The 21,693-nt window shown below is 62.4% G+C and carries 24 protein-coding genes and 1 pseudogene; 12 read left to right on the forward strand and 13 right to left on the reverse strand.

Annotated elements, in window-relative coordinates:
- Positions 1 to 78 precede the first annotated feature (78 nt).
- Together NKH13_RS05470 and hutC are read left to right on the forward strand one after the other, a co-directional pair.
- Positions 79 to 1,431, forward strand: coding sequence for a formimidoylglutamate deiminase (locus tag NKH13_RS05470; protein WP_352911043.1), 1,353 nt, complete (start codon positions 79 to 81; stop codon positions 1,429 to 1,431).
- Complete coding sequence (gene hutC, locus NKH13_RS05475) at positions 1,428 to 2,189, forward strand: histidine utilization transcriptional repressor HutC (RefSeq protein WP_352911045.1); 762 nt, start codon at positions 1,428 to 1,430, stop codon at positions 2,187 to 2,189. The genes NKH13_RS05470 and hutC overlap by 4 nt, the downstream gene beginning before the upstream one ends.
- Before the next feature lie 124 nt (positions 2,190 to 2,313).
- Here hutC and NKH13_RS05480 read toward each other — a convergent pair whose 3' ends face one another.
- Positions 2,314 to 2,658 (reverse strand): RidA family protein, encoded by a 345-nt coding sequence (locus NKH13_RS05480; RefSeq protein WP_352714942.1) that lies wholly within the window; start codon positions 2,656 to 2,658, stop codon positions 2,314 to 2,316.
- A gap of 212 nt (positions 2,659 to 2,870) precedes the next feature.
- On the opposite strand from NKH13_RS05480, the gene aztA reads away from it, so the two are divergent.
- The 4 genes from aztA (at position 2,871) to NKH13_RS05500 (ending at position 6,040) form a co-directional block, all read left to right on the forward strand.
- Positions 2,871 to 3,677: a zinc ABC transporter ATP-binding protein AztA gene (aztA, locus tag NKH13_RS05485; protein WP_352911047.1), complete on the forward strand. Its 807-nt coding sequence runs from the start codon at positions 2,871 to 2,873 to the stop codon at positions 3,675 to 3,677.
- Entirely contained in the window at positions 3,677 to 4,552 is an 876-nt protein-coding gene (gene aztB, locus NKH13_RS05490) for a zinc ABC transporter permease AztB (protein ID WP_254817491.1), read from the forward strand. The genes aztA and aztB overlap by 1 nt, the downstream gene beginning before the upstream one ends.
- Positions 4,553 to 4,574: 22 nt before the next feature.
- Positions 4,575 to 5,516: a zinc ABC transporter substrate-binding protein AztC gene (aztC, locus tag NKH13_RS05495; protein WP_352911050.1), complete on the forward strand. Its 942-nt coding sequence runs from the start codon at positions 4,575 to 4,577 to the stop codon at positions 5,514 to 5,516.
- Between the two features lie 185 nt (positions 5,517 to 5,701).
- Positions 5,702 to 6,040 carry a protein tyrosine phosphatase family protein gene (locus NKH13_RS05500; RefSeq protein ID WP_023674411.1) on the forward strand — a complete coding sequence of 113 codons (339 nt, stop codon included), beginning with the start codon at positions 5,702 to 5,704 and terminating at the stop codon, positions 6,038 to 6,040.
- Between the two features lie 13 nt (positions 6,041 to 6,053).
- Here NKH13_RS05500 and NKH13_RS05505 read toward each other — a convergent pair whose 3' ends face one another.
- Entirely contained in the window at positions 6,054 to 6,521 is a 468-nt protein-coding gene (locus NKH13_RS05505) for an Lrp/AsnC family transcriptional regulator (protein WP_023674409.1), read from the reverse strand.
- Between the two features lie 141 nt (positions 6,522 to 6,662).
- Here NKH13_RS05505 and hppD point away from each other — a divergent pair, with 141 nt between their 5' ends.
- From hppD to NKH13_RS05520, 3 genes are all read left to right on the forward strand, one after another.
- Positions 6,663 to 7,778 (forward strand): 4-hydroxyphenylpyruvate dioxygenase, encoded by a 1,116-nt coding sequence (gene hppD, locus NKH13_RS05510; protein WP_352911054.1) that lies wholly within the window; start codon positions 6,663 to 6,665, stop codon positions 7,776 to 7,778.
- A gap of 69 nt (positions 7,779 to 7,847) precedes the next feature.
- Positions 7,848 to 8,075, forward strand: coding sequence for a type II toxin-antitoxin system Phd/YefM family antitoxin (locus NKH13_RS05515; protein ID WP_352662998.1), 228 nt, complete (start codon positions 7,848 to 7,850; stop codon positions 8,073 to 8,075).
- Positions 8,072 to 8,446 (forward strand): type II toxin-antitoxin system VapC family toxin, encoded by a 375-nt coding sequence (locus NKH13_RS05520; protein WP_352911057.1) that lies wholly within the window; start codon positions 8,072 to 8,074, stop codon positions 8,444 to 8,446. The genes NKH13_RS05515 and NKH13_RS05520 overlap by 4 nt, the downstream gene beginning before the upstream one ends.
- On the opposite strand, the gene NKH13_RS05525 is transcribed toward NKH13_RS05520, so the two are convergent.
- The 6 genes from NKH13_RS05525 to hmgA are packed head-to-tail and all read right to left on the reverse strand — an operon-like array spanning position 8,425 to position 12,825.
- Positions 8,425 to 8,985, reverse strand: a complete 561-nt coding sequence (locus NKH13_RS05525) for a DinB family protein (protein ID WP_352911059.1) — start codon at positions 8,983 to 8,985, stop codon at positions 8,425 to 8,427. The two genes, NKH13_RS05520 and NKH13_RS05525, sit on opposite strands and share 22 nt — an antisense overlap.
- Before the next feature lies 1 nt (position 8,986).
- Positions 8,987 to 9,274, reverse strand: a complete 288-nt coding sequence (locus NKH13_RS05530; RefSeq protein ID WP_352911062.1) for a hypothetical protein — start codon at positions 9,272 to 9,274, stop codon at positions 8,987 to 8,989.
- A gap of 30 nt (positions 9,275 to 9,304) precedes the next feature.
- The gene (locus tag NKH13_RS05535; protein WP_352911065.1) at positions 9,305 to 9,550 is read right to left on the reverse strand and encodes a hypothetical protein; all 246 of its coding nucleotides are present in this window, start codon (positions 9,548 to 9,550) and stop codon (positions 9,305 to 9,307) included.
- Between the two features lie 44 nt (positions 9,551 to 9,594).
- Positions 9,595 to 10,617: a fumarylacetoacetate hydrolase family protein gene (locus NKH13_RS05540; RefSeq protein WP_352911068.1), complete on the reverse strand. Its 1,023-nt coding sequence runs from the start codon at positions 10,615 to 10,617 to the stop codon at positions 9,595 to 9,597.
- Positions 10,614 to 11,501, reverse strand: a complete 888-nt coding sequence (locus tag NKH13_RS05545; protein WP_352911070.1) for an MBL fold metallo-hydrolase — start codon at positions 11,499 to 11,501, stop codon at positions 10,614 to 10,616. The genes NKH13_RS05540 and NKH13_RS05545 overlap by 4 nt, the downstream gene beginning before the upstream one ends.
- Positions 11,502 to 11,511: 10 nt before the next feature.
- Positions 11,512 to 12,825, reverse strand: a complete 1,314-nt coding sequence (hmgA, locus tag NKH13_RS05550; RefSeq protein ID WP_352911072.1) for a homogentisate 1,2-dioxygenase — start codon at positions 12,823 to 12,825, stop codon at positions 11,512 to 11,514.
- Positions 12,826 to 12,978: 153 nt separating this feature from the next.
- On the opposite strand from hmgA, the gene NKH13_RS05555 reads away from it, so the two are divergent.
- Positions 12,979 to 13,422: a MarR family winged helix-turn-helix transcriptional regulator gene (locus NKH13_RS05555; RefSeq protein WP_352911075.1), complete on the forward strand. Its 444-nt coding sequence runs from the start codon at positions 12,979 to 12,981 to the stop codon at positions 13,420 to 13,422.
- A gap of 206 nt (positions 13,423 to 13,628) precedes the next feature.
- On the opposite strand, the gene tdh is transcribed toward NKH13_RS05555, so the two are convergent.
- Positions 13,629 to 14,663 carry an L-threonine 3-dehydrogenase gene (tdh, locus tag NKH13_RS05560; protein WP_352911078.1) on the reverse strand — a complete coding sequence of 345 codons (1,035 nt, stop codon included), beginning with the start codon at positions 14,661 to 14,663 and terminating at the stop codon, positions 13,629 to 13,631.
- Positions 14,664 to 14,730: 67 nt separating this feature from the next.
- Positions 14,731 to 15,918 carry a glycine C-acetyltransferase gene (locus NKH13_RS05565; protein ID WP_352911079.1) on the reverse strand — a complete coding sequence of 396 codons (1,188 nt, stop codon included), beginning with the start codon at positions 15,916 to 15,918 and terminating at the stop codon, positions 14,731 to 14,733.
- Between the two features lie 264 nt (positions 15,919 to 16,182).
- Here NKH13_RS05565 and NKH13_RS05570 point away from each other — a divergent pair, with 264 nt between their 5' ends.
- The gene (locus NKH13_RS05570) at positions 16,183 to 18,255 is read left to right on the forward strand and encodes a putative bifunctional diguanylate cyclase/phosphodiesterase (RefSeq protein ID WP_352911081.1); all 2,073 of its coding nucleotides are present in this window, start codon (positions 16,183 to 16,185) and stop codon (positions 18,253 to 18,255) included.
- 5 nt (positions 18,256 to 18,260) lie between these two features.
- Here NKH13_RS05570 and NKH13_RS05575 read toward each other — a convergent pair.
- Together NKH13_RS05575 and NKH13_RS05580 are read right to left on the reverse strand one after the other, a co-directional pair.
- Positions 18,261 to 18,493: pseudogene (locus tag NKH13_RS05575) on the reverse strand (type II toxin-antitoxin system Phd/YefM family antitoxin).
- A gap of 28 nt (positions 18,494 to 18,521) precedes the next feature.
- The gene (locus NKH13_RS05580) at positions 18,522 to 18,950 is read right to left on the reverse strand and encodes a MarR family winged helix-turn-helix transcriptional regulator (protein ID WP_352714969.1); all 429 of its coding nucleotides are present in this window, start codon (positions 18,948 to 18,950) and stop codon (positions 18,522 to 18,524) included.
- Between the two features lie 117 nt (positions 18,951 to 19,067).
- Between NKH13_RS05580 and NKH13_RS05585 the strand changes: the two genes are divergently transcribed.
- Positions 19,068 to 19,475 carry a hypothetical protein gene (locus NKH13_RS05585; RefSeq protein WP_352650330.1) on the forward strand — a complete coding sequence of 136 codons (408 nt, stop codon included), beginning with the start codon at positions 19,068 to 19,070 and terminating at the stop codon, positions 19,473 to 19,475.
- A 140-nt stretch (positions 19,476 to 19,615) separates the two neighbouring features.
- Here NKH13_RS05585 and NKH13_RS05590 read toward each other — a convergent pair whose 3' ends face one another.
- Positions 19,616 to 21,661: an oxidoreductase gene (locus NKH13_RS05590; RefSeq protein ID WP_352911083.1), complete on the reverse strand. Its 2,046-nt coding sequence runs from the start codon at positions 21,659 to 21,661 to the stop codon at positions 19,616 to 19,618.
- Between the last annotated feature and the right edge of the window lie 32 nt (positions 21,662 to 21,693).

A 21,693-nucleotide genomic window follows, 5' to 3' on the forward strand; every position in this document is an offset into this window, starting at 1 on the left:
GTGGCGATTATGTATATACATATCAAAAGGCACTGCAAGCGCTATCATCGCATGGCAGGCCGGGATTTGGAGAAAAACGTGACGGCAATCTTTGCGGAACAGGCGCTTCTGCCCGACGGCTGGCACAGCAATGTGCGGATCGTCATCTCCGACGGCAGGATCGCCACGGTCGAGGCGAATACCTCGCCTCTGCCTGGCGACGAGCGCCACGCCATCCTCTTGCCCGCCATGCCGAACCTGCACAGCCACGCCTTCCAGCGCGGCATGGCCGGCCTTGCCGAATTGCGCGGGCCTTCCGCCGACAGTTTCTGGAGCTGGCGCGAGGTGATGTACCGCTTCGCGCTGGCGATGACGCCGGACCAGGTCGAAGTGGTCGCGGCCCAGCTCTATGTCGAGATGCTGGAGGCCGGGTTCTCGCGCGTCGGCGAGTTTCACTATCTCCACCACGACCGTGACGGCCGGCCCTATGCCAACATCGCCGAGATGGCGGAGCGTATCATTGCTGCAGCGTCCGAGACAGGCATCGGGCTGACTTTGCTGCCGGTGCTCTACGCGCATTCCTCTTTCGGCGGCGCTGCGCCAAATGAAGGCCAGCGGCGATTCATCAACGATGTGAACCAGTTCTCGCGGCTTGTTGAGAAAAGCCGCGAATCCATTCGCGCGCTGAATCAAGGCGTCGTGGGCGTCGCCCCGCACAGCATGCGCGCTGTGATACCGGAGGAACTCGCCGCGCTCACAATGTTTGCACCGGACGGGCCGATCCACATCCACATCGCCGAGCAGATGAAGGAGGTCGAGGATTGTCTTGCCTGGTCCGGCGCGCGGCCGGTCGAATGGCTGCTTGCCAACGCCAACGTCGACCAGCGCTGGTGTCTGATCCACGCTACCCACATGACCGAAGCCGAGACGATCCAGATGGCGAAAAGCGGCGCCGTTGCCGGCCTCTGCCCGATCACCGAGGCCAATCTCGGCGACGGCACCTTTGCCGCGCCCCTGTTCATGCAGCATGGCGGCCGCTTCGGCATCGGCTCGGATTCCAACGTGCTGATCGGCCTGCCCGATGAGTTGCGCCAGCTCGAATATTCGCAGCGCCTCGCTCACCGCGCCCGCAACGTGTTGGCGGTGGCCCGTGGCTCGACCGGCCGTGCTTTGTTCGATGCGGCGCTCGAGGGTGGCAGTGCCGCGCTTGGCGCCGGCCCCTCGCAGATCGCAGCAGGTGCCTCGGCCGATTTCGTCTCGCTCGACGGCAATCATCCATCGCTGGCCGGCAAGACGGGCGATGCAATCCTTGACGCCTGGATTTTTGCCAACGGCACCAAGGTCGATTGCGTCTGGGTGCATGGCAAGAAACTGGTCAGCGACGGCAGGCATGCCAGGCGCGAAGCCATCGCCGAGCGGTTCCGCAAGGTGATGACGGTGCTTTCGGCATGAGCATGATCGAGACAATAAGCGCGGATTCTGGAAGCGCGGACGGCGGCGAGGCGCTTTCGCTGCACCAGCGCATCCTGTCGGACATCAGCGAACGGATCCTGTCTGGGGCCTGGGCGCCCGGCCACCGCATTCCGTTCGAGCATGAACTGACGGCTGAGTACAATTGCTCGCGCATGACGGTGAACAAGGCGCTGTCGCAGCTAGCCAAGGCCGGGCTGATCGAGCGCCGGCGTCGTTCGGGCAGTTTTGTCCGCCGGCCGCAATCGCAGGCGGCCGTTCTCGAAATCCACGACATCCGGATCGAGGTCGAGGCACTTGGCCTGCCCTACCGCTACGAGCGCGTGGCGCGAAACAGAAGACGCAGCAGCGCCGACGACCGCGCCCTGCTGGAACTCGACGTCGCTGGGCCGGTGCTGGTGCTGGAATGCCGGCATTTCGCCGGCAAGCGGCCATTCGCCCACGAGCAGCGGCTGATCAACCTGGCTGCCGTGCCGGAGGCCGCCGAAGAGGCGTTTTTCGACACCGCGCCCGGTCCGTGGCTGATCGGGCGCGTGCCGTGGAGTGCCGCCGAGCATCGCATCCGCGCGGTTGCCGCCGAAAGGCATATCGCGGCGGCGCTCGACATCGAGACGGGCGCGCCGTGCCTGGTGATCGAGCGGCGGACATGGAGCGCGGAGCACCCCGTCACCCATGTCCGGTTCACCTATGCGGCGGAGAACCACACGCTGGTCGCGCGGTTCACGCCGTCGCAGGGGTAAACCCTCCCCCTTGAGGGGAGGGTCGCGGAGCAAATTGCCGCATGGCGGCATTTTGTGACGCGGGGTGGGGTCGGTGCAACCTCGCCGACCCCACCCCTCGAGGGGGAGGGTTAGAGCTGCATTCTCAAATCGCCGCGGTAACAATAATCTCGACCAGATATTCCGGTCCGGCAAGCTTGGCTTCGCCCGTGGCGCGGGCCGGCGTGTTGCCCTGCGGTATCCACTTGTCCCACTCCGCGTTCATCTCGGCAAAGGTGCTCATGTCGGCCAGCCAGATGATCGCCTGCAGGATCTTGGTCTTGTCGGTGCCGGCCTTGGCCAGCAATTCGTCGATCGCCGCCAGAATGTCCCTTGTCTGGGCGCCGACGTTTCCGCCCGGCTTGCCGACCTGACCGGCCAGATAGACGGTGTTGCCGTGGATGACGATCTGGCTCATGCGCGGGCCCACATCGATGCGACGAATGCTCATTGGATATTCCTTCTCCTCTTGTCAGCTGCGCCTGTTTAGGGGCCGGGTTCGCCGGGGGCAAGGTCGCTCGAGCGGAACTTCTTGAGCCAAGCCAAAGCACACAATATGACGGCCCGGCCGCAATTCCGCCCGATTGGCTTGTTGACTAATGTAATAACATCACATATCGAATCCGCCCCTGCAGCACCGATCGTCGCCCCATGGATCGTCACATGAGCCAAACCTGCCTGACCTTCCGCGACCTGACGCTGGGCTACAACAGCCATCCGGCGATCCACCACCTCGATGGTACGATCCGCAAGGGATCGTTGACGGCGGTCGTCGGCGCCAACGGCTCCGGCAAGTCGACGCTGATGAAGGGCATCGTTGGCGTCCTGAAGCCGATGGCCGGCGCGGTGATCCGGGCGCCGGGCGTGCGTGCCGCCTATCTGCCGCAGCAATCGGAACTGGACCGCTCCTTTCCGGCCCGGGTCGTCGACCTGGTTTCGCTGGGCCTGTGGCCGCGGCGCGGTATGCTCGGCCGCTATACAAGGGAAGATCGCGACTCGGTCAGCAAGGCGCTGATGGCCGTCGGCCTCGGCGGCTTCGAGAAGCGCCCGATCGACACACTGTCGGGCGGCCAGCTGCAGCGCACGCTGTTTGCCCGCGTGCTGTTGCAGGATGCCGAGCTCATCCTGCTCGACGAGCCGTTCAACGCGGTCGACACGAAGACGGTCGGCGACCTGATCGCGCTGATCAAGCGCTGGCATGGCGAGGAGCGCACCATCATGGTGGTCGTCCACGATCTCGACCTGGTGCGGCAGAATTTCCCCGAAACACTGCTGCTGGCGCGCCAGCCGGTCGCCTGGGGCGAGACCAGGGAGACGCTGCGGCCGGAGAATCTGTTGCGTGCGCGCCGCTTCCACGAAGCCTGGGAGGACAACGCGCCATGGTGTGAGCCCGGCGAGCATGATCACGAGCACAGTGGCCACGAGCACTTGCACGACCATCATCACGGCTCCGGGCCGAGGGCGGCATGATGGACGTGCTTTACGGTCTTTTCGTCGCTCCTTTCGCCGACTACGCCTTCATGCAGCGGGCGCTCGCCGGTTCGATGATGCTGTCGCTCGGCGCCTGCCCGGTCGGCGTGTTCCTGATGCTGCGGCGCATGAGCCTGTCCGGCGACGCCATGGCGCATGCCATCCTGCCCGGTGCTGCCGCCGGCTTCCTGTTTTATGGCCTGGAAATCCTGCCGATGACCATCGGCGGACTGATCGCCGGCATCATCGTGGCGCTCGGCGCCGGTGCCGTCTCGCGCTTCACCATCCAGCGCGAGGACGCCTCGATGGCGGCCTTCTATCTGATTTCGCTGGCCATCGGCGTGCTTATGGTGTCGATCCGCGGCTCCAGCGTCGATCTCATGCATGTGCTGTTCGGTACGGTGCTGGCGCTCAACAACGAGGCGCTGACGCTGATCGGCGGCATCGTCGTGGTGACGCTGGCAAGCCTCGCCATCTTCTGGCGGGCGCTGGTCGCCGAATGCCTCGACCCCTTGTTCCTGCGCTCGGTCAGCCGGATGGGCAGCCCGGTGCATTTCATCTTTCTCGGCCTTGTCGTGCTCAACCTCGTCGGCGGCTTCCAGGCGCTCGGCACCTTGCTGTCGGTCGGGCTGATGATGCTGCCGGCGGCCGCCGCCCGTTTCTGGACCTCCCGCGTCGAGCCTATGTGCGTGCTGGCCACAGTGATCGGCTTTGCCTCCTGCATTGCCGGGCTGCTGTTGTCCTACCATGCGTCGCTGCCCTCCGGCCCGGCCATCATCCTGTCCGCCGGCGTCGTCTATTTCGCCTCGATCCTGTTCGGCACGCGCGGCATCCTGCGCGCCCGTATCGTCCACCACCGCCACAGAACCGCCTGATCCCAACAAAGGAGACCCGTCAATGCTGAAATCGATCCGCGCCGCCTTGGCCGTGAGCGTTATAACATTAACCGCCCTTGGCGCGTCGTCGGCCTTCGCTCAGCCGTTGAAAGTCGTCGCCAGCTTCACCATCATCGGAGACTTCGCCAAGAATGTCGGCGGCGATCGGATCGATCTGACCACCATCGTCGGGCCGGACGGCGACGCCCACGTCTACGAGCCGAGCCCCGCCGACGCGGTGGCGATGGCCAAGGCCGACATCGTGCTGGTCAACGGCCTGCATTTCGAAGGTTTCCTGCAGCGCCTGGTCGACGCCAGCGCCACCAAGGCCTCGATTGCCGTGCTGACCAAGGGCGTCACGCCGATCAATTTCAAACCCGAATTCGCCGAAGCCGACGCCGCCGAAGGCGCGGAAACCGATGGCGGCAAGACGGTCACCGATCCGCACGCCTTCCAGTCGATCGCCAATGCCAAGATCTATGTGAAGAACATCGCCGACGCCTTCTGCACGGCCGACGCTGCGGGTTGCGACAGCTACAAGGCCAATGCAGCCGCCTATACGCAAAAGCTCGATGCGCTTGAGGGCGAAGTGCAGGCGGCGATCCAGTCGATCCCGCAAGAGAAGCGCGTCGTCATCACCTCGCACGACGCCTTTGGCTATTTCGAAAAGGCCTACGGCTTGACCTTCCTGGCCCCGGAAGGCGTGTCGACCGAGTCGGAACCTTCCGCCGCCGACGTCGCCAAGCTGGTCAGCCAGATAAAGCAGGACAAGGCGGCGGCGATCTTTGTCGAGAACATCACCAACCCGCGGCTGATCGAGCAGATCGCCAGCGAGACCGGCATCAAGGTGGGCGGCACGCTCTATTCCGATGCGCTGTCGCAGCCCGACGGCCCGGCCTCGACCTATATCGACCTGATGCACAACAACATCGCCCAGATCAAAGGCGCGATCCTCGGCAGCTGAGCCGACCGATCCGGTTCATCCAGCCGGGCTGGCGCATGATGCGTCCTGGCGACATGCGGCGTTAGCCCGGCTGGATTTCCGGCATCGAAATCTCTATCTGCGCGGATGGATTTCTTTTCGCGCGGATTGCCGACCGGGTCAGGGAGTGGCAAGACTGCCGCTAACCAGATTGCGAGGACACCGCCATGGAATACCGTCAGATCAGCGAGGACTATTCGGTCTCGGGCCAGATCCAGCCAGAGGATGTCGCGACCATCAAGGCGGCCGGCTTCAAGAGCGTGATCTGCAACCGGCCGGACGACGAGCAGCCTGGACAGCCATCGGCCGACACCGTCAAGGCGGCGGTCGAGGGCGCCGGGCTCGCCTTCCGCTACATCCCCGTCATCAGCGGCCAGATCACGGCCGAGAATGTCGAGGACCAGGCCGAGGCGCTTGACGAACTCGAAGGCCCGGTCTTCGCCTATTGCCGTTCCGGCGCCCGCTGCACCAATCTCTATGGGCTGATCCAGCAGTCGAAGGGGTGAACGTTCGCGCCCCTCAGATCGGCAGCGCGCCGGTTTCCTTCAGCGTCTCCAGCACGATCGCCGTCTTCACGTGCTGCACCGATTCGTGCGGGAGAAGCACGCCGTTGACGAATTCCGACAGCGACTTCAGGTCGGGCGTCACGACTTTCAATATATAATCCATCTCGCCGGTCAGCGCGTGCGCTTCCTGCACTTGCGGCAGCCGCGCCACCAATTCGCCGAAACGCCGCGCATTGTCGCGGTTGTGGGTGGCGAGCGTCACCGAGATGACGTTGACCAGGGAAAAGCCGAGCTTGTCGCGGTCGAGCACCGCCCGGTAGCCCTTGATATAGCCGTCCTCCTCCAGCCGCTGGCGACGACGCGAGCATTGCGAAGCGGATAGGTTCACCCGTTCCGACAGATCGTTGTTGGTCAGCCGTGCATCGCCCTGCAGCAGAGCCATTATCTTGCGGTCAAACTGGTCGATGCGCGCCTCATCCATGAATTTCAGCTCCGCAGTGCACAACTCGCGCATGATCAGACCATTTCAAGCGTTTGAATGCAAGCAATTTGCATCCGCTCCGCGCTATGATTGCGCCCAGATACGGCCGACGCGGCCGATGCCAGATTTCGGAGCAATGCCATGGGTCCCTTCCCGCACGACGCACCGCCCGCCAAGATCAGCAAAGCCAATCCCGCCGGCACCGACGGCTTCGAATTCGTCGAATTCGCGCATGCCGAGCCGGAAAAACTCGCCGAGCTGTTCACCCGCATGGGTTATGTGCCGGTCGCCAAGCACCGCAGCAAGAACATCACCGTCTGGCGGCAGGGCGACATCAATTATGTCGTGAATGCCGAACCCGGCTCGCATGCCATGAAATTCGTCGACAAGCACGGGCCTTGCGCCGCCTCGATGGCATGGCGGGTGGTCGATGCCAGGCACGCCTTCGATCACGCTGTGGCCAAGGGCGCGACGCCCTATGAAGGTAACGACAAGACGCTCGACGTGCCGGCGATCGTCGGCATCGGTGGCTCGCTGCTCTATTTCATCGAAACGTACGGCGAGAAGGGCTCGGCCTATGACGCCGAGTTCGACTGGCTCAGCGAGCGCGATCCCAGGCCGGAAGGCGTCGGCTTCTATTATCTCGACCACCTGACCCACAATGTCTATCGCGGCCAGATGGACAAATGGTGGGATTTCTACCGCGACCTGTTCGGCTTCAAGCAGATCCATTTCTTCGACATCGACGGCAAGATCACCGGCCTGGTCAGCCGCGCCATCACCTCGCCCTGCGGCAAGATCCGCATCCCGCTGAACGAGTCCAAGGACGAGACCAGCCAGATCGCCGAATATCTGAAGAAGTATAATGGCGAGGGTATCCAGCACATCGCGGTCGGCACCGACGACATTTACGGCGCCACCGACAGGCTGGCCGCCAACGGCCTGAAGTTCATGCCGGGACCGCCCGAGACCTATTACGACATGTCCTTTGCCCGCGTGAACGGCCATGAAGAGCCGATCGATCGCATGAAGAAGCACGGTATCCTGATCGACGGCGAAGGCGTCGTCGACGGCGGCACGACCAAGATCCTGCTGCAGATCTTTTCGAAAACCGTGATCGGCCCGATCTTCTTCGAGTTCATCCAGAGAAAGGGCGACGAAGGCTTTGGCGAGGGCAATTTCCGCGCCTTGTTCGAGTCGATCGAGCAGGACCAGATCAAGCGCGGCGTGCTGAAGGTGGACGGCAAGGCAGCGTAGCCAGCTCGGCCGAGATGCCTTGTGGTTTGATCAGTTATGACCTAAATTCTGGTCATAAGAGGTCTGACCATGAATGTTCCGATGGCAAAAGCGAAGGCCCAACTCTCCGAGTTGGTGAAACGTGCCCAGGCCGGCGAAGAGATCCATCTGACGCGGCATGGAGAGGTGGTGGCGACCTTGAGCGCGCCCACCCGGGCTGGCGGGAGCAAAGGCCTTTTTGGGGCCCTGAAAGGCCAAATTCGGATATCGGATGATTTTGATGAACTCGGTCCCGAATGGGACGAGTACATTAAATGAGCCGCCAATATCTGGTGGATACTCATATTCTGCTTTGGGTACTCAACGCGGATTCACGCCTTTCGGATCACCATCGCGACATCTTTCTTGCGGGCGAGGATGTGGTCGTCAGCGCCGTCTCGGTAGCAGAGATCGCCATTAAGAAATCGCTCGGCAAAGTCACGCTCACAGGCAACATCGTGGAAATCCTGCGATCGAACGGCATTCCGATCCTCAGTGTGAATGAACTACACGCAGCCAGGCTTGAGCATCTGCCGTTCCATCATCGCGATCCCTTCGACCGTCTGCTCATCGCACAGGCTCAAATTGAAGGTCTGACGGTGGTCACTGCGGATCGACATTTCTCAGCCTACGACGTCGCGTTGGTCTGATCATCCAGCTCCAGCCGCTCGACTTCGGCTTTCCTCAACTTCACATCGTAATCGAGGAAGAACTCGTCGAGTTGCGGCGGTTTCACCGAGGTGCCGGACAGCATCGCGTGCACCTGGCCGCGATGATGGATGTCGTGGATGAAGAGATGGGCGAGCAGGTCGCCGATCCGTTCCGGTATCATGCCGTCCTCGCGCCGGTCGGTGACGACGCGGCGATCGAGGTCGTCCGTCGACAGGCGGTCGCAAAAAGCGATCAGCCGCCGGTCGGCCTCCGTCCGCTTGCCAAAGAGCGCGTCCGCTTCGTCGAAGAGCAAGAACTCATCGTAGGCCGCGGCGCCGACGCCGCCCTCTTCGAGAAAATCGAGATAGAGATAATCGACGGCCAGGATGTGATTGAGCGTTGCCTTGATCGATGGGAAGAAGCTTATCCTTTCAGCCTCGAATTCGCCGGGCTCAAGCTGCAGCACGGCACGATAGAGCCGGTCGTTGGACCACAGATTGTTGCGCGCCATGCGGCGGAAATGGTTCAGCAGGTCCATGTTACACACCAGCCCAGGCAATCAAATTCACAGCGATACCGATAGCACCTATGGCTAGCAGACGAGCGATCATACCGCGGCGCAGCGCTTGCGTTTCAACATCGCTCGCAACATCCCGATTCATAGCGACGTCAGCAAGCTTCGGCCGATGCGCCACGCTACTGAAGTTACGCAGTCCTTCAGATCGATCCTCGACCTGACGGCAGAGCCGGATGGCCGAAATCAAAAGCCAGGCAGCAGCGATGCCAGAAATTCCCACAAACCAAAGGTAAGTAGCGGTGTAAGGCATCTTGGGTCCACCAGCGCTAGGAACGATTGATCACGCCGGTGACCGGACCAAAGACAAGCCTGCCCACATTAGCAGGAATCCAGCCAAAACAATCAGCAGCAGCCCGATCATGCGCCGCCGCATGGCCTGCGTTTCCTGGTCCAGCGCGACATTCGTGTTGGTGACGGTGTGAAACATCATCGCCTTGCGCGGAAAGCCGCTGCGGTTGGTCAGGTCGGGCGAGCGCGCCTCGATGCGATAGCTCAGGCGGATCGCCAGGATGAAGATCGCCAGCATGACAAGGGCCCAGACACCGCACAGCAGATAGAATGTCTCGCCCGTCATTCTCTTGCCCCCTCGTATTTCTCGACCTTCTGCTCGATGGCGCCGAAGATCGAATGCCCGCCCCTGTCCTTCATCTCGATGCGCACGGTATCACCAAAGCGCAGGAACGGCGTTTTCGGTTCGCCGGCTTCGATGGTCTCGATCATACGCAACTCGGCGATGCAGGAATAGCCGGCGCCGCCTGCCGAGACAGGCTTGCCCGGCCCGCCGTCGAGCTTGTTGGAGACGGTGCCCGAACCGACGATGGTGCCGGCAGCCAGTGGCCGCGTCCTGGCGGCATGAACAATCAACACCGGAAAGTCGAAGGTCATGTCGATGCCGGCGTTCGCCCGGCCGAACGGTTTGCCGTTGAGATCGACCAGCAGCGGCAGGCTGACCTTGCCGCCATCCCAGGCGTCGCCCAATTCGTCCGGCGTCACCGCTACCGGCGAAAAGGCCGATGACGGTTTCGACTGGAAGAAGCCGAACCCCTTGGCGAGCTCGGGTCCGGTCAGGCCGCGCAGCGTCACGTCGTTGACCAGCATGACCAGCCGGATCGCTGCCCGCGCCTCATCGAGGCCAGCACCCATTGGCACGTCGTCGACGATGACGGCGACCTCGCCTTCCATATCGATGCCAAGTGTCTCGTCGGTCATGCGGATTGGGTCGCGCGGTGCGAGGAAAGCGTCCGAGCCGCCCTGGTAGATCAGCGGATCGGTCCAGAAGCTTGCCGGCATCTCGGCGCCGCGCGCCTTCCGCACCAGCTCGACATGGTTCACATAGGCCGAGCCGTCGGCCCATTGGTAGGCACGCGGCAGCGGCGAATGAGCGTCATGCTCGTGAAAGCGGGCAGACGGCACCGCATTGTTCTCCAGCGATTCGGCCATGGCAGCGAGATGCGGCGCGATGCGACGCCAGTCGTCGAGCGCCGCCTGCAGCGTCCGCACAAGGAACGACGCATCGGTAAACCGCGTCAGGTCACGCGAGACGACGACGAGCTTTCCATCGCGCGTCCCGTCCTTCAAGGTGGCAAGCTTCATGCGGTTTCCTCTCCTGGCGCAGCTTTGGTGCTGCTTAATTCCACAACAAGGCCGTCGCGGCCGATCGTCAAGTCGCCGGCCCATGTTTTCCTGACGGCGGCAATCCAGTCGGCTTCGCCGATCTCCGGATCGTCGGCGGGAATGAGGTGGTTGAGGACCAGTCTTTTGACGCCTGCATCACTGGCGATGCGGCCCGCTTCCTCGGCAAAGCTGTGGCTGGCAAGCAGGTGTTCCCTCAGCCTTGCGCCGTTGCCGGTCTTGGCGACCAACCGCTCGATGCCCTCTGCCAACATGGCCTCGTGGACCAGGACGTCGGCGCGTTGGGCGAAATCCGACAATGGCGGAAAGAATGCGGTGTCGGACGAGAAGACGATGCTTTGCACGGCTTGCTCGAAGCGCAGCGCAAAGCAGTCCGTCACCGGCGGATGATCGACGCGCAAGGCCGATATTTTGAGACCGCGCTCTTCGACTACTTTGCCTTCGCCAAACTCGACAATCGAGACCAGGTCGTGGAGATCCGGCCTGCCTTCGTCGGCGATGCGGATCTCGATGTCGAATTCCATTGCCTGGCAAAAGCGCTGCCAATAATGGCCGATGCCGGGCGGGCCGAAGACGCTGACCGCTGTCGCCAGGCCGGCCGTCCATGCAGTGTGGATCAATGGTCCGAGTTCCAGCACATGGTCTGAATGCAAATGCGTGATGAAGATCAGGTCGAGCGCCTTCAGGCTGACACCGGCATCGGTCAGCCCGCGCGTTATGCCCAGCCCGCAATCGACGACGAGGGTGCGGCCGCCAATCTCCAGCAGCGACGAACTCGGCCACGGTCCGCCCGGCCGGAGCGCCGGACCACCCTTCGAGCCAAGAAGCACCAGACGATCTGTCATGCGACGGCGCTCAAGACCAGTCGCCCTCGGGCGTGCCGTTGAAGCGTTTCTTCAGATCGGCCCAGCAGTCGATATAATTGTCCTGCCGGGTTTCGAGCTCGGCGCCATAGCGGGTCACCATCTGCGGAAAGCGTGTCTCGAACATGAAGGCCATGGTGTTGTCGAGCTTGACCGGTTTCAGCTCCGCGCGCGAGGCTTTTTCGAAGCCAGACGCATCGGGTCCGTGAGCCAGCATCATGTTGTGCAGACTGATGCCGCCGGGCACGAAGCCCTCTTCCTTGGCATCGTACTGACCATGAATCAGGCCCATGAACTCGCTCATGATGTTGCGGTGATACCAGGGCGGGCGGAACGTATCTTCGGCGACCAGCCAGCGCGGCGGGAAGAGGACGAAATCGATATTGGCGGTGCCTTTCTCGCCGCTCGGCGCGGTCAGCACGGTGAAGATCGACGGGTCGGGGTGGTCGAACAGAATCGCACCGACCGGCGAAAAGGTCGCAAGATCATATTTGTAGGGCGAATAATTGCCGTGCCACGCCACCACATCCAGCGGCGAATGGTCGATCTCGGTGACATGGAACTGGCCACACCATTTCGCGATCAGCCGGCACGGCGTCTCCTTGTCCTCGAACCAGGCACAGGGCGTCTTGAAATCGCGCGGATTGGCCAGGCAGTTGGCGCCGATCGGGCCGCGATCCGGCAGCGTCAGCTTGGCGCCGTAATTCTCGCAGACATAGCCGCGCACTTGCGGATCGACCAGTTCGACCTTGAAAACCAGGCCGCGCGGCAGCACGGCGATCTCGCCCGGCCTGAGGTCGATGACGCCCATCTCGGTGACGAAGCGCAAGGCTCCAACCTGTGGCACGACCAGCAACTCGCCGTCGGCATTGAAGAAATGGTCGTCGACCATCGAACGGTTGGCGACATAGATATGTGCCGCCATGCCGGTCTGGCCGAGCACGTCGCCGGCGGTGGTGATCGAGCGCATGCCGGCAATAAAATCGGTCGGCTCCTTCGGCATCGGCACTGGGCTCCAGCGGTACTGGCCGAGAGCGAGCTGGTGGTCGCCGACATTCGGCGCGCTCTTCCACAGCGGATAATTCGCCGGTTTGAAGCGGCCGGTGTGCCTGACGCTCGGCCTTATCCGATAAAGCCAGGAGCGCTCATTGGTGCCGCGCGGCGCGGTGAAAGGGGAGCCCGAAAGCTGCTCGGCATAAAGGCCGTAGGCCGGCCGCTGCGGCGAGTTTCGCCCTTGCGGCAGCGAGCCCGGCAATGTCTCTGTCTCGAAGTCGTTGCCGAAACCCGGCATGTAGGAATAGGCCATGGAATCCTCCCGAATTCATAGTCCCGGAGCATCGTCTACGCATTCCGAAAGATGCTCCGAGTTGACCAGAGTGGTTTCATTTGTAACCATCGAAAATGTAACCATCAATGGTGATTTCGGCGCGGGCCGCGAGCCTGCCCAGTGAAGGCCAAAATGGAACCCGAAATCCTCGAGCTGGAATCCTTCCTGCCTTATCGGCTCTACCGTCTTGCCGATGCCGTCAGCCGCGAATTCTCAAGAATATACAAGGACCGTCACGGCCTGACCCGGCCCGAATGGCGCACGCTTGCGGGACTTGGACAGCACGGCACGATGACGGCGACGGCACTCGGCGAGCAATCGGCCATGCACAAGACCAAGGTTTCGCGCGCGGTCGCCGAACTCGAGCGCCGCCGCTGGCTCATCCGGACGCCAGACGAAAAGGACCGCCGTGTCGAGCATCTGACGCTGACCAAGGCTGGCGTTGCCGCCTATCGCGAGATGGTGCCGCTGGCGAAAGCCTTCGAGCGGGAGTTGCTGGCAAGGCTGAGCGCAGATGAACGTATAGCAGTCGCGGAAGGGGTGGCCGCGCTTGAGACGGCTTTGTATGGGGATTAGGTCCTCAGCAACTTTTGATGCAGGCGGGACAGCACCCCCCTCTGGCCTGCCGGCCATCTCCCCCTCAAGGGGTGAGATTGGACGTCGCTTCGGCTTTCGCCAATCTCCAAAGAAGAGCGATGTCAGCGAAGCTGCTAATCTCCCCCCTTGAGGGGAGATGGCCGGCAGGCCAGAGGGGGGTGCTGTCCCGCCAACATTTCTGATCGTTACCAGTCCATCACCACCTTGCCGGAGTTACCGCTCTTCATTGCCTCGAAGCCGGAGATGTAGTCGTCGATGCCGATGCGGTGGGTGATCAGGCCACTGACATCGAGAGGACCTTGCACCAGCGCGATCATCTTGTACCAGGTCTCGAACATCTCGCGGCCGTAGATGCCCTTCAGATGCAGCATCTTGAAGATGACCTTGTTCCAGTCGATCTCGAAGCCGGTCGGCGCGATGCCGAGAATGGCGATCTTGCCGCCATTGTTCATGGTATCAATCATGTCGCGGAACGCAGGTGCGGCGCCAGACATTTCGAGGCCGACGTCGAAACCCTCGGTCATGCCGAGCGCCGGCATCACGTCGCGCAGCTTCTCCTTCGATGCATCGACGACATGCTGGACGCCGAGCTTTTTCGCCAGCGCCAGGCGCACCGGATTGATGTCGGTGATGACGACTTTTCGCGCCCCGACGCATTGGGCGACGAGCGCACCCATGATGCCGATCGGCCCGGCGCCGGTGACCAGCACGTCCTCGCCAACGAGATCAAAGGACAATGCGGTGTGAACCGCATTGCCGAGGGGATCGAAGATCGCGGCGATCTCGTCGGGCACGTCGTCGGGGATCGGCACCACATTGTGCTGCGGAATCGCAAGGTATTCGCCAAAGGCGCCAGGCCGGTTGACGCCGACGCCTAGCGTGTTGCGGCACAGATGCCCCCTGCCCGCCCGGCAGTTGCGGCAATGGCCGCAGACGATATGGCCTTCGCCGGAAACGCGCTGGCCGAGTTTGTACTCGGTCACCGCCGTGCCGAAATCGGCGACGGTTCCGACAAATTCGTGGCCGGTCACCATCGGAACCGGCACGGTCTTTTGTGCCCACTGGTCCCAATTGTAGATGTGGACGTCGGTGCCGCAGATCGCAGTCTTCCTGATCTTGATCAGCACGTCGTTCGGACCGATTTCCGGCACCGGCACTTGTTCCATCCAGATGCCCGGCTCGGCCTTGGCCTTGACCAGCGCCTTCATCATATTCGACATTCTTTTGTCCCCAGAACCTTAGTCGCTTGAATCTCTTGATCCGGAATCGCTTTTCGGTCCCGGCCGTTCAGGAAATCACGCCGAGTTCGCGACCGACTGCGGCGAACGCCTCAACCGCACGATCGATATCTGCGCTGGAATGGGCGGCCGACATCTGCGTGCGGATGCGCGCCTGGCCCTTCGGCACCACCGGGAAGGAAAAGCCGATGACATAGATGCCGCGCTTCAGCATGCGGGCCGCCATCTCCTGCGCCAGCGTCGCGTCGCCCAGCATCACCGGGATGATCGGATGGTCGGCGCCGGCCAGTGTAAAGCCGAGCCTGCCCATCTCGGAGCGAAACCGCGCTGCGTTGGCATATAGGCGCTGACGCAACGCGTCGCCATTGCGGATCAGTTCGAACACCCGGATCGAGGCGCCGGCGATCGCCGGCATCAGCGTGTTGGAAAAAAGATAGGGCCGCGAGCGCTGGCGCAGCCAGTCGACCACCTGCTTCCTGCCCGAAGTGTAGCCGCCGGACGCGCCACCCAATGCCTTGCCGAGCGTGCCGGTGATGATGTCCACCCTGCCCTCGACGCCACAATGTTCGGCCGAGCCACGGCCATTCCTGCCGACGAAACCAACTGCATGGCTGTCGTCGACCATGACCATCGCATCGTATTTGTCGGCGAGGTCGCAGACGCCTTTCAGATTGGCGACGATGCCATCCATCGAGAACACGCCGTCGGTGGCGATCAGCCGGAACCGGCAGTCGCGCGCCTCTTTCAACCGCGCTTCGAGATCGGCCATGTCGTTGTTGGCGTAGCGGAAGCGCTTTGCCTTCGACAGCCGTACCCCGTCGATGATCGAGGCGTGGTTCAGCGCATCGGAGATGACCGCATCCTCTTCGCCGAGCAGCGTCTCGAACAGGCCGCCATTGGCGTCGAAGCAGGAGCCGTAGAGGATGGTGTCCTCCATGCCGAGGAAATCAGAAATGGTCGCCTCGAGCTGCTTGTGTTCTTCCTGCGTGCCGCAGATGAAGCGCACCGACGCCATGCCGTAGCCGTAGCGGTCGAGTGCCTGCTTGGCCGCACCGCGCAGTTCGGCGCTGTCGGCGAGGCCGAGATAATTATTGGCGCAGAAATTCAGCACCTTCTCGCCACCGACCTCGATCTCGGCCGATTGGGTCGAGGTTATCACCCGCTCGGATTTGTAAAGGCCTGCCGTTTTCAGTCCTTCGAGCTCGCTGTCGATGTGGGAAAGGAATGCTTCGGTCATGATCGGGCCCTGTTGAGATCGACGAGGACTGTCGCGCCGCGCGGACGAAAAATCCATCGCAAAAGCGACCGCTTCGGTGGCGGCAATGGCACGTCAGAGGCAACGATGTTCGAATGCGGAGGTGCCGCGAAAGATTGCAATAACCACTTTGCGGATTTCCCGCCACGGTCGCCACCGCCGGCCTGCTGCCGTCCCAAACCTGTTAACACTTTGAAGCCAAAGGTTATCGCACAAGAATTCGTTGGCGAGAGGCCGCCTCAGAAAATGTCGCAGCAGCCGGTGCACGCCGTTTCGGGCAGGCTCATACTCCTCATCAAATCCGGATACTGGCTGGCTCTGCTGATCATAGCCGCCATGGTCATGGCCTCCTTCATCCTGCTGCAACAGGTGATGGCGACCCAACGGCACAATCAGGCGCTGCTCGATATCGTCAGCACACAAAAAGCCCTGTCGCAGCGCATCGTCTTTCTTGCCGGCGCGACAGGCAGCGCTCAGCGCGATAAACAGCGCGCTCTGGTTATCGCGCTCAAGCAAGCGACGGTGGAGTTCGAGAAGAATTACGATCTGCTGCTCGAGCGGACCGCCGCCGATCCGGTGTCGCCGGCAAGGTTCGATCCGAAATCGATCGAGAGCGTGCTTTTCGCCAAGCCGTACCATCTCGACTATTTCTCGGTTGGGCTTATCGCCAACGGCGAGCGCCTGATCTCTTCATTCGAATCGCGGCTCAACACGACCGGCAGCGGCGGCTACAAGGGCGGCGAGGAGCGCGTCAACCTGGACGCTTCCGTTGCCAATGCAACATTGTCGGGCTACGCAGCACTCGGCCAGCGCATCAGCGCCTACGCGGACCAGCGCTCCGAAAGGCTCCTCGATCTTCATCGCACATTGTTCTACTCGACCATCGGCGTCATCCTGCTGGTGGCACTTTTCATTTTCCGGCCGATGTCGAATGCCATCCTGCGCCGGACGCGCGAGCTGGTCGATGCGCGCAATTCCATGGCCTTTATTGCCGTACATGACGGGCTGACCGGCCTGCACGACCGCACTTTCCTGACCGATCATTTCGATACGTTCATCAGTTGTGCGCGGCGAAGGCGTGAACGGGTTGCCGTAGTGCAGTTCGACCTCGACCGGTTCAAGCAGATCAACGACGCGCTCGGCCACGCCGCCGGCGATTATGTGCTGGTGGTGGCCGCGCAGCGTATGCGCGATTCCTGCCGGACGTCGGATCTCAACGTGCGTCTCGGAGGCGACGAATTCGTCGTCGTCCTCAACGATGCCGGCAGCACCGAGGACATCGATATCGTCGCCAGGCGCATGCTGGCCAAACTCAATGAGCCGGTCATATTCCGAGGTACGACGATCCATCCGGGCGTAAGTGCCGGGATTGCGGTCTACCCGATCGATGCCGACAATGCGGAGGACCTGCTCGTCCATGCCGACCTGGCGCTGTATTCAGCCAAGAAGCAGGGCGGCGGCAGTTTGTCGTTCTTCTCCGATGAGCTGAGGCGCGAACTCGACAGTCGAAAGCAGCTCGAGCTCGACATCAGGGTCGCCATCTCTGAGAAGGCGTTCGAAGTCTATTTCCAGCCGCAGGTGTCGCTGTCGGACGGCGCCATCAGTGGTATCGAGGCTTTGGTTCGCTGGAGGCATGCCGAACGCGGCATGATCGCGCCGGGCGAGTTCATTCCAATCGCAGAAAAATGCGGCTTGATGTCCGAGATTGGCCGCATCGTCATTGCCAAAGCGATCGACGAAGCAGCCGAATGGAACCGCGCAGGCATCACCTTCGGACGGATCGCCGTCAACGTGTCCGGTTCGGAGCTGCGCGAGACAGATTTCGAAGTCTTCCTGTTCGATACGCTCGAGAGGGCCGGCCTGCCAGCGCACAAACTATCGCTGGAGATCGTCGAATCCGTCATTCTCGACGACGAGAAGACCGGTATCGCGGCAAAGCTGCGGCACATCCGCGCCGCCGGCATCCATCTTGAGCTTGATGATTTCGGCACCGGCTACGCATCGCTCAGCCATGTCAATCCAAACGAGATCGACCGGCTGAAGATCGACCGCCGTTTCGTCCAGAACATCAACGAGAACGGCGGCAACACCAAGATCGTGCGTGCCCTCACAGAACTCGCTCGTGGTCTCGGCATCTCGATCGTTGCCGAGGGCGCTGAAACCGAAGCCGAGCTCGACTCGCTGATGGCGATCGGCTGCGACCAGGTGCAAGGCTATTCCATCGCTTTCCCGATGCCCCCGGACAGGGTGCGCGAATGGTTGGTGGCACGGGCGCCCAAGAAGGCCAGGCTGACGGTGCTGCAGGGCAGCCGGGCGTAGATCCGTCATGGTCCGGCCTTGCGAACCGACCTGATAAGCCGAGGCGGAAGGTCATCCTCATCACCCGGAAATGCTGCCAGCAATTGTCCAAAGCTGGGCACACGCGGAGTCTTTCGTAGTCCTGAAACGACGAAATGACCGCCTGCTTGCGCCCAGGCCGGGTGATGACGGCCGGTTCTCCCGCGACGACCTCATCAAGCACCGCCGAGAGTGTAGCCCGGGCATCCTTCAGCGAAATTCGCGCAGGCCTTTGCTAGCCTTAATTTCTAACCCTCGACATTGGCCCGCAACGCGGCCAGCACCTCTGCAAACTCCGCCAGCCTGTCGTCGGACAGTCCTTTCCGCAGCCGCTTGTCGAAGGCTAACGCGGCGGTGCGCAATTTCAGGAACAATGCCTCTCCGGCTTGGGTCAGCTCCACCTGGTGAACCCGGCGGTTCTCGGGATCGCGGCGCCGCATCAGCAGGCCTTGCGTCTCCATGGCGTTGAGATGGTGGGTCAGCGTTGCGCCCCGAATGCCGATCATGCCGGCTAGCTCGCGTTGGTTGGCCAGCTCCCGCGACTTGACCGACAGCAAAGTGACCCAGACCGGCAGCGTGCCGCCGGCTTCGACCAAGGCAGCGTCGAACGCCTGCGCAACCAGCTTGGCGGTGCGGGCGAGATTCATCCCGATCGGCGGGCGGTCAAAGGGCGTCATGGTCCAACACTAGAACAAGGGCAAAGCCTATGGAACCGGCTCGAGCTTATGCGTTGACATCTAATCATTTGATATCTATCCATATGGTTAGCGGTGGGCAAGAGAGGAAATGCGGTCATGCAATATGTCTACATCATCGTCCTCGGCCTTCACGTCATGGCGGGCGTGTTCTGGGCCGGCACCACCATCGCGGTCGCCCGCGAACCGGAGATCAGGGCGGAACGTTTCTTCCGGCCGCAAATGGGCGCGGCCGGCGTGGTTTTCCTCACGGGTTTGCTGCTTTGGTATTTCTTCCACAACGGCTCTTTCGGCTCCATGGAGAAAGTCCTGGCGCTGGGCATCTTGACTGCGTTGATCGCCGCCGCGGTTCAGGGCGCACTGGTGGGTTCCGCCAGCAGGCAGCTGGCCGGCGCTGATGCGGCGAAGCAAACCCAGTTGCGCGCGAAGATGACAAAAGGCGAACGCATCGCCGGCGGGCTGCTGGTCATCACCGTGTTCTGCATGGCCACCGCCAGGATGTTTTGAGCGTCCTGCCGCAATCGCAAGATCGTACGGTGCCCGGCGATGGCCGGCGGCGTGCGCGGCGCGCAGACCGGACCGAAGTACCGTGGTGGCTCTCCGTACGGAGGTTCGGCTGCGCGCCACCAATCAATCCAAATTATTCCTCAGATTCGCAAGCCGAACCTGATGCCGTCATAGATGGCGGCGTGGATGTTGCGCGAGGCGACTGCATCGCCGATGCGGAAGAGCACGAAGCCACTCTGCGGATTGCGCAGCGGAAAGATGTCGCCGCCATTGATCAGTTTTTCGTAATCGATCGCGCCGGCGTTCTTCGACAGCGGCTTCAGCGCCAGATAGAGATCGTCGAGCGGCAGCGTGCCGTGCTCAACCACCACCTGGTTGACCCGCCGCTCTCCGCGCCAGCCATCGGCGAAGTCGGAGGCGAGCTCGGCGATCAGCTGGTTGCCCTCGCGTCGCACCGAACGCAGCCGTGTGTTGATGGTCACCGTGACACCCTTTTCCTGGAAGGCGCGCATGTAGGGCACATGGTTCATGCCGCCCATTTCCGGGGCGAAGAAGCGCTCTGGTGAAACCAGCTCCAGCTTGGCGCCACTATTGGCGATCAGTTCGGCAGCACCCATGCCCTGATGGCCGCCATTGTCGTCATAGAGCAGTACATTCTCGGCCGGCTTGACGCTGCCGGCCATGATGTCCCAGCTCGAGGTGACGAGATTGTCGCCCGCCGTCAGAGGCGGGTTCTGCGGCAGGCCGCCGGTGGCGATCACCACGACGTCGGGCGACAGCGCCAGCACGTCGTCCTTCTCCGCCCAGGTATCGTAGCGGATCTCGACACCGAGCCGGTCGAGTTCGGCTAGACGCCAGTCGATGATGCCGATCAATTCCTTGCGGCGCGGGTTCTGCGTTGCCAGCCGCACCTGGCCGCCGGCCTGGCTCGATGCTTCCAGCACCGTCACCTGGTGCCCGCGTTCGGCGGCGACGCGCGCTGCCTCCAGCCCGCCGGCGCCGGCGCCGACGACGACCACCTTCCGCTTCGGTCCCTCGGTTTTCGGAATAATATGCGGGATATCAGCCTCGCGGCCCGTCGCCGCATTGTGGATGCACAGCGCCTCGCCGCCCTCATAGATGCGGTCGAGGCAATAGGTGGCGCCGACGCAAGGGCGGATCTCGTGCTCGCGGCCCTCCATCACCTTTCTGACGATATGCGGGTCGGCGATATGGGCACGCGTCATGCCGACCATGTCGAGCTTGCCGGCGGCGATGGCGTGGCGCGCGGTGGCGACGTCGGAAATCCGCGCCGCATGGAAGGTCGGGAATTTGGTCGCCGCCCTGATCTCGCCGGCGAAGTCGAGATGCGGCGACGACCGCATGCCGGTCACCGGAATGACTTTTGTCAGCGCGGCATCGGTCTCGATCGAGCCACGGATGATGTTGAGGAAATCGACCTTGCCGCAGTCGGCCAGCCGCCTGGCGATTTCGACGCCCTCCTGTTTCGACAGGCCTTTTTCGAAATCCTCGTCGGCGACCATGCGGATGCCGACGACGAACTTTTGGCCGACCGCGGCACGCACCGCATCGAGCACCATGCCGGTGAAGCGCAGCCGGTTGTCGAGCGAGCCGCCGAAATCGTCGTCGCGCTGGTTGGTGGCCGGCGACCAGAAGCCGTCCATCAGGTGGCCGTAGGCCTCGAATTCGATGCCGTCGAGACCGGCTGCCTGGCAGCGCTGGGCGGCCGCCGCATAGTCGGCGACGATGCGCTCGATATCCCAGTCCTCGATAATCTTGGGAAAGGCGCGATGCGCCGGTTCGCGCACCGGCGAAGCCGACAGGACCGGCAGCCAGTCGGCCTTGTTCCAACCGGTGCGGCGGCCGAGATGGGTGATCTGTATCATCACCTTGCAATCGTGCTCGTGGCAGGCATCGGTAAGCTCGGCGAGCCATGGCACGATGCGGTCGTCATAGACATGCAGATTGCCAAAAGCGGCCGGGCTGTCGCGCGAGACGATCGCCGAACCGGCGGTCATGGTCAGCGCCATGCCGCCCTTGGCCTTTTCGGCATGGTAGAGCCGGTACCGCTCCTTTGGCATGCCGTCCTCGGAATAGGCCGGCTCATGGCTGGTCGACATCACCCGGTTCTTCAGCGTCAGATGCTTGAGCTGATAGGGCTGGAGGAGCGGGTCGTTGCTAGTCATCGTCTTCCTGCTGTTTCAAATTGTGCTAATGA

It is taken from the genome of Mesorhizobium sp. M1348, from assembly GCF_040317925.1.
GTDB lineage: Bacteria > Pseudomonadota > Alphaproteobacteria > Rhizobiales > Rhizobiaceae > Mesorhizobium.

Bases quoted from the DNA above. Each gene is read 5' to 3' on its own strand.
- hutC (WP_352911045.1), top strand. From the start codon at position 1,428: ATGAGCATGATCGAGACAATAAGCGCGGATTCTGGAAGCGCGGACGGC.
- NKH13_RS05480 (WP_352714942.1), bottom strand. From the start codon at position 2,658: ATGAGCATTCGTCGCATCGATGTGGGCCCGCGCATGAGCCAGATCGTC.
- aztA (WP_352911047.1), top strand. From the start codon at position 2,871: ATGAGCCAAACCTGCCTGACCTTCCGCGACCTGACGCTGGGCTACAAC.
- aztB (WP_254817491.1), top strand. From the start codon at position 3,677: ATGGACGTGCTTTACGGTCTTTTCGTCGCTCCTTTCGCCGACTACGCC.
- aztC (WP_352911050.1), top strand. From the start codon at position 4,575: ATGCTGAAATCGATCCGCGCCGCCTTGGCCGTGAGCGTTATAACATTA.
- NKH13_RS05500 (WP_023674411.1), top strand. From the start codon at position 5,702: ATGGAATACCGTCAGATCAGCGAGGACTATTCGGTCTCGGGCCAGATC.
- NKH13_RS05505 (WP_023674409.1), bottom strand. From the start codon at position 6,521: ATGGATGAGGCGCGCATCGACCAGTTTGACCGCAAGATAATGGCTCTG.
- hppD (WP_352911054.1), top strand. From the start codon at position 6,663: ATGGGTCCCTTCCCGCACGACGCACCGCCCGCCAAGATCAGCAAAGCC.
- NKH13_RS05515 (WP_352662998.1), top strand. From the start codon at position 7,848: ATGAATGTTCCGATGGCAAAAGCGAAGGCCCAACTCTCCGAGTTGGTG.
- NKH13_RS05520 (WP_352911057.1), top strand. From the start codon at position 8,072: ATGAGCCGCCAATATCTGGTGGATACTCATATTCTGCTTTGGGTACTC.
- NKH13_RS05525 (WP_352911059.1), bottom strand. From the start codon at position 8,985: ATGGACCTGCTGAACCATTTCCGCCGCATGGCGCGCAACAATCTGTGG.
- NKH13_RS05530 (WP_352911062.1), bottom strand. From the start codon at position 9,274: ATGCCTTACACCGCTACTTACCTTTGGTTTGTGGGAATTTCTGGCATC.
- NKH13_RS05535 (WP_352911065.1), bottom strand. From the start codon at position 9,550: ATGCTGGCGATCTTCATCCTGGCGATCCGCCTGAGCTATCGCATCGAG.
- NKH13_RS05540 (WP_352911068.1), bottom strand. From the start codon at position 10,617: ATGAAGCTTGCCACCTTGAAGGACGGGACGCGCGATGGAAAGCTCGTC.
- NKH13_RS05545 (WP_352911070.1), bottom strand. From the start codon at position 11,501: ATGACAGATCGTCTGGTGCTTCTTGGCTCGAAGGGTGGTCCGGCGCTC.
- hmgA (WP_352911072.1), bottom strand. From the start codon at position 12,825: ATGGCCTATTCCTACATGCCGGGTTTCGGCAACGACTTCGAGACAGAG.
- NKH13_RS05555 (WP_352911075.1), top strand. From the start codon at position 12,979: ATGGAACCCGAAATCCTCGAGCTGGAATCCTTCCTGCCTTATCGGCTC.
- tdh (WP_352911078.1), bottom strand. From the start codon at position 14,663: ATGTCGAATATGATGAAGGCGCTGGTCAAGGCCAAGGCCGAGCCGGGC.
- NKH13_RS05565 (WP_352911079.1), bottom strand. From the start codon at position 15,918: ATGACCGAAGCATTCCTTTCCCACATCGACAGCGAGCTCGAAGGACTG.
- NKH13_RS05570 (WP_352911081.1), top strand. From the start codon at position 16,183: ATGTCGCAGCAGCCGGTGCACGCCGTTTCGGGCAGGCTCATACTCCTC.
- NKH13_RS05580 (WP_352714969.1), bottom strand. From the start codon at position 18,950: ATGACGCCCTTTGACCGCCCGCCGATCGGGATGAATCTCGCCCGCACC.
- NKH13_RS05585 (WP_352650330.1), top strand. From the start codon at position 19,068: ATGCAATATGTCTACATCATCGTCCTCGGCCTTCACGTCATGGCGGGC.
- NKH13_RS05590 (WP_352911083.1), bottom strand. From the start codon at position 21,661: ATGACTAGCAACGACCCGCTCCTCCAGCCCTATCAGCTCAAGCATCTG.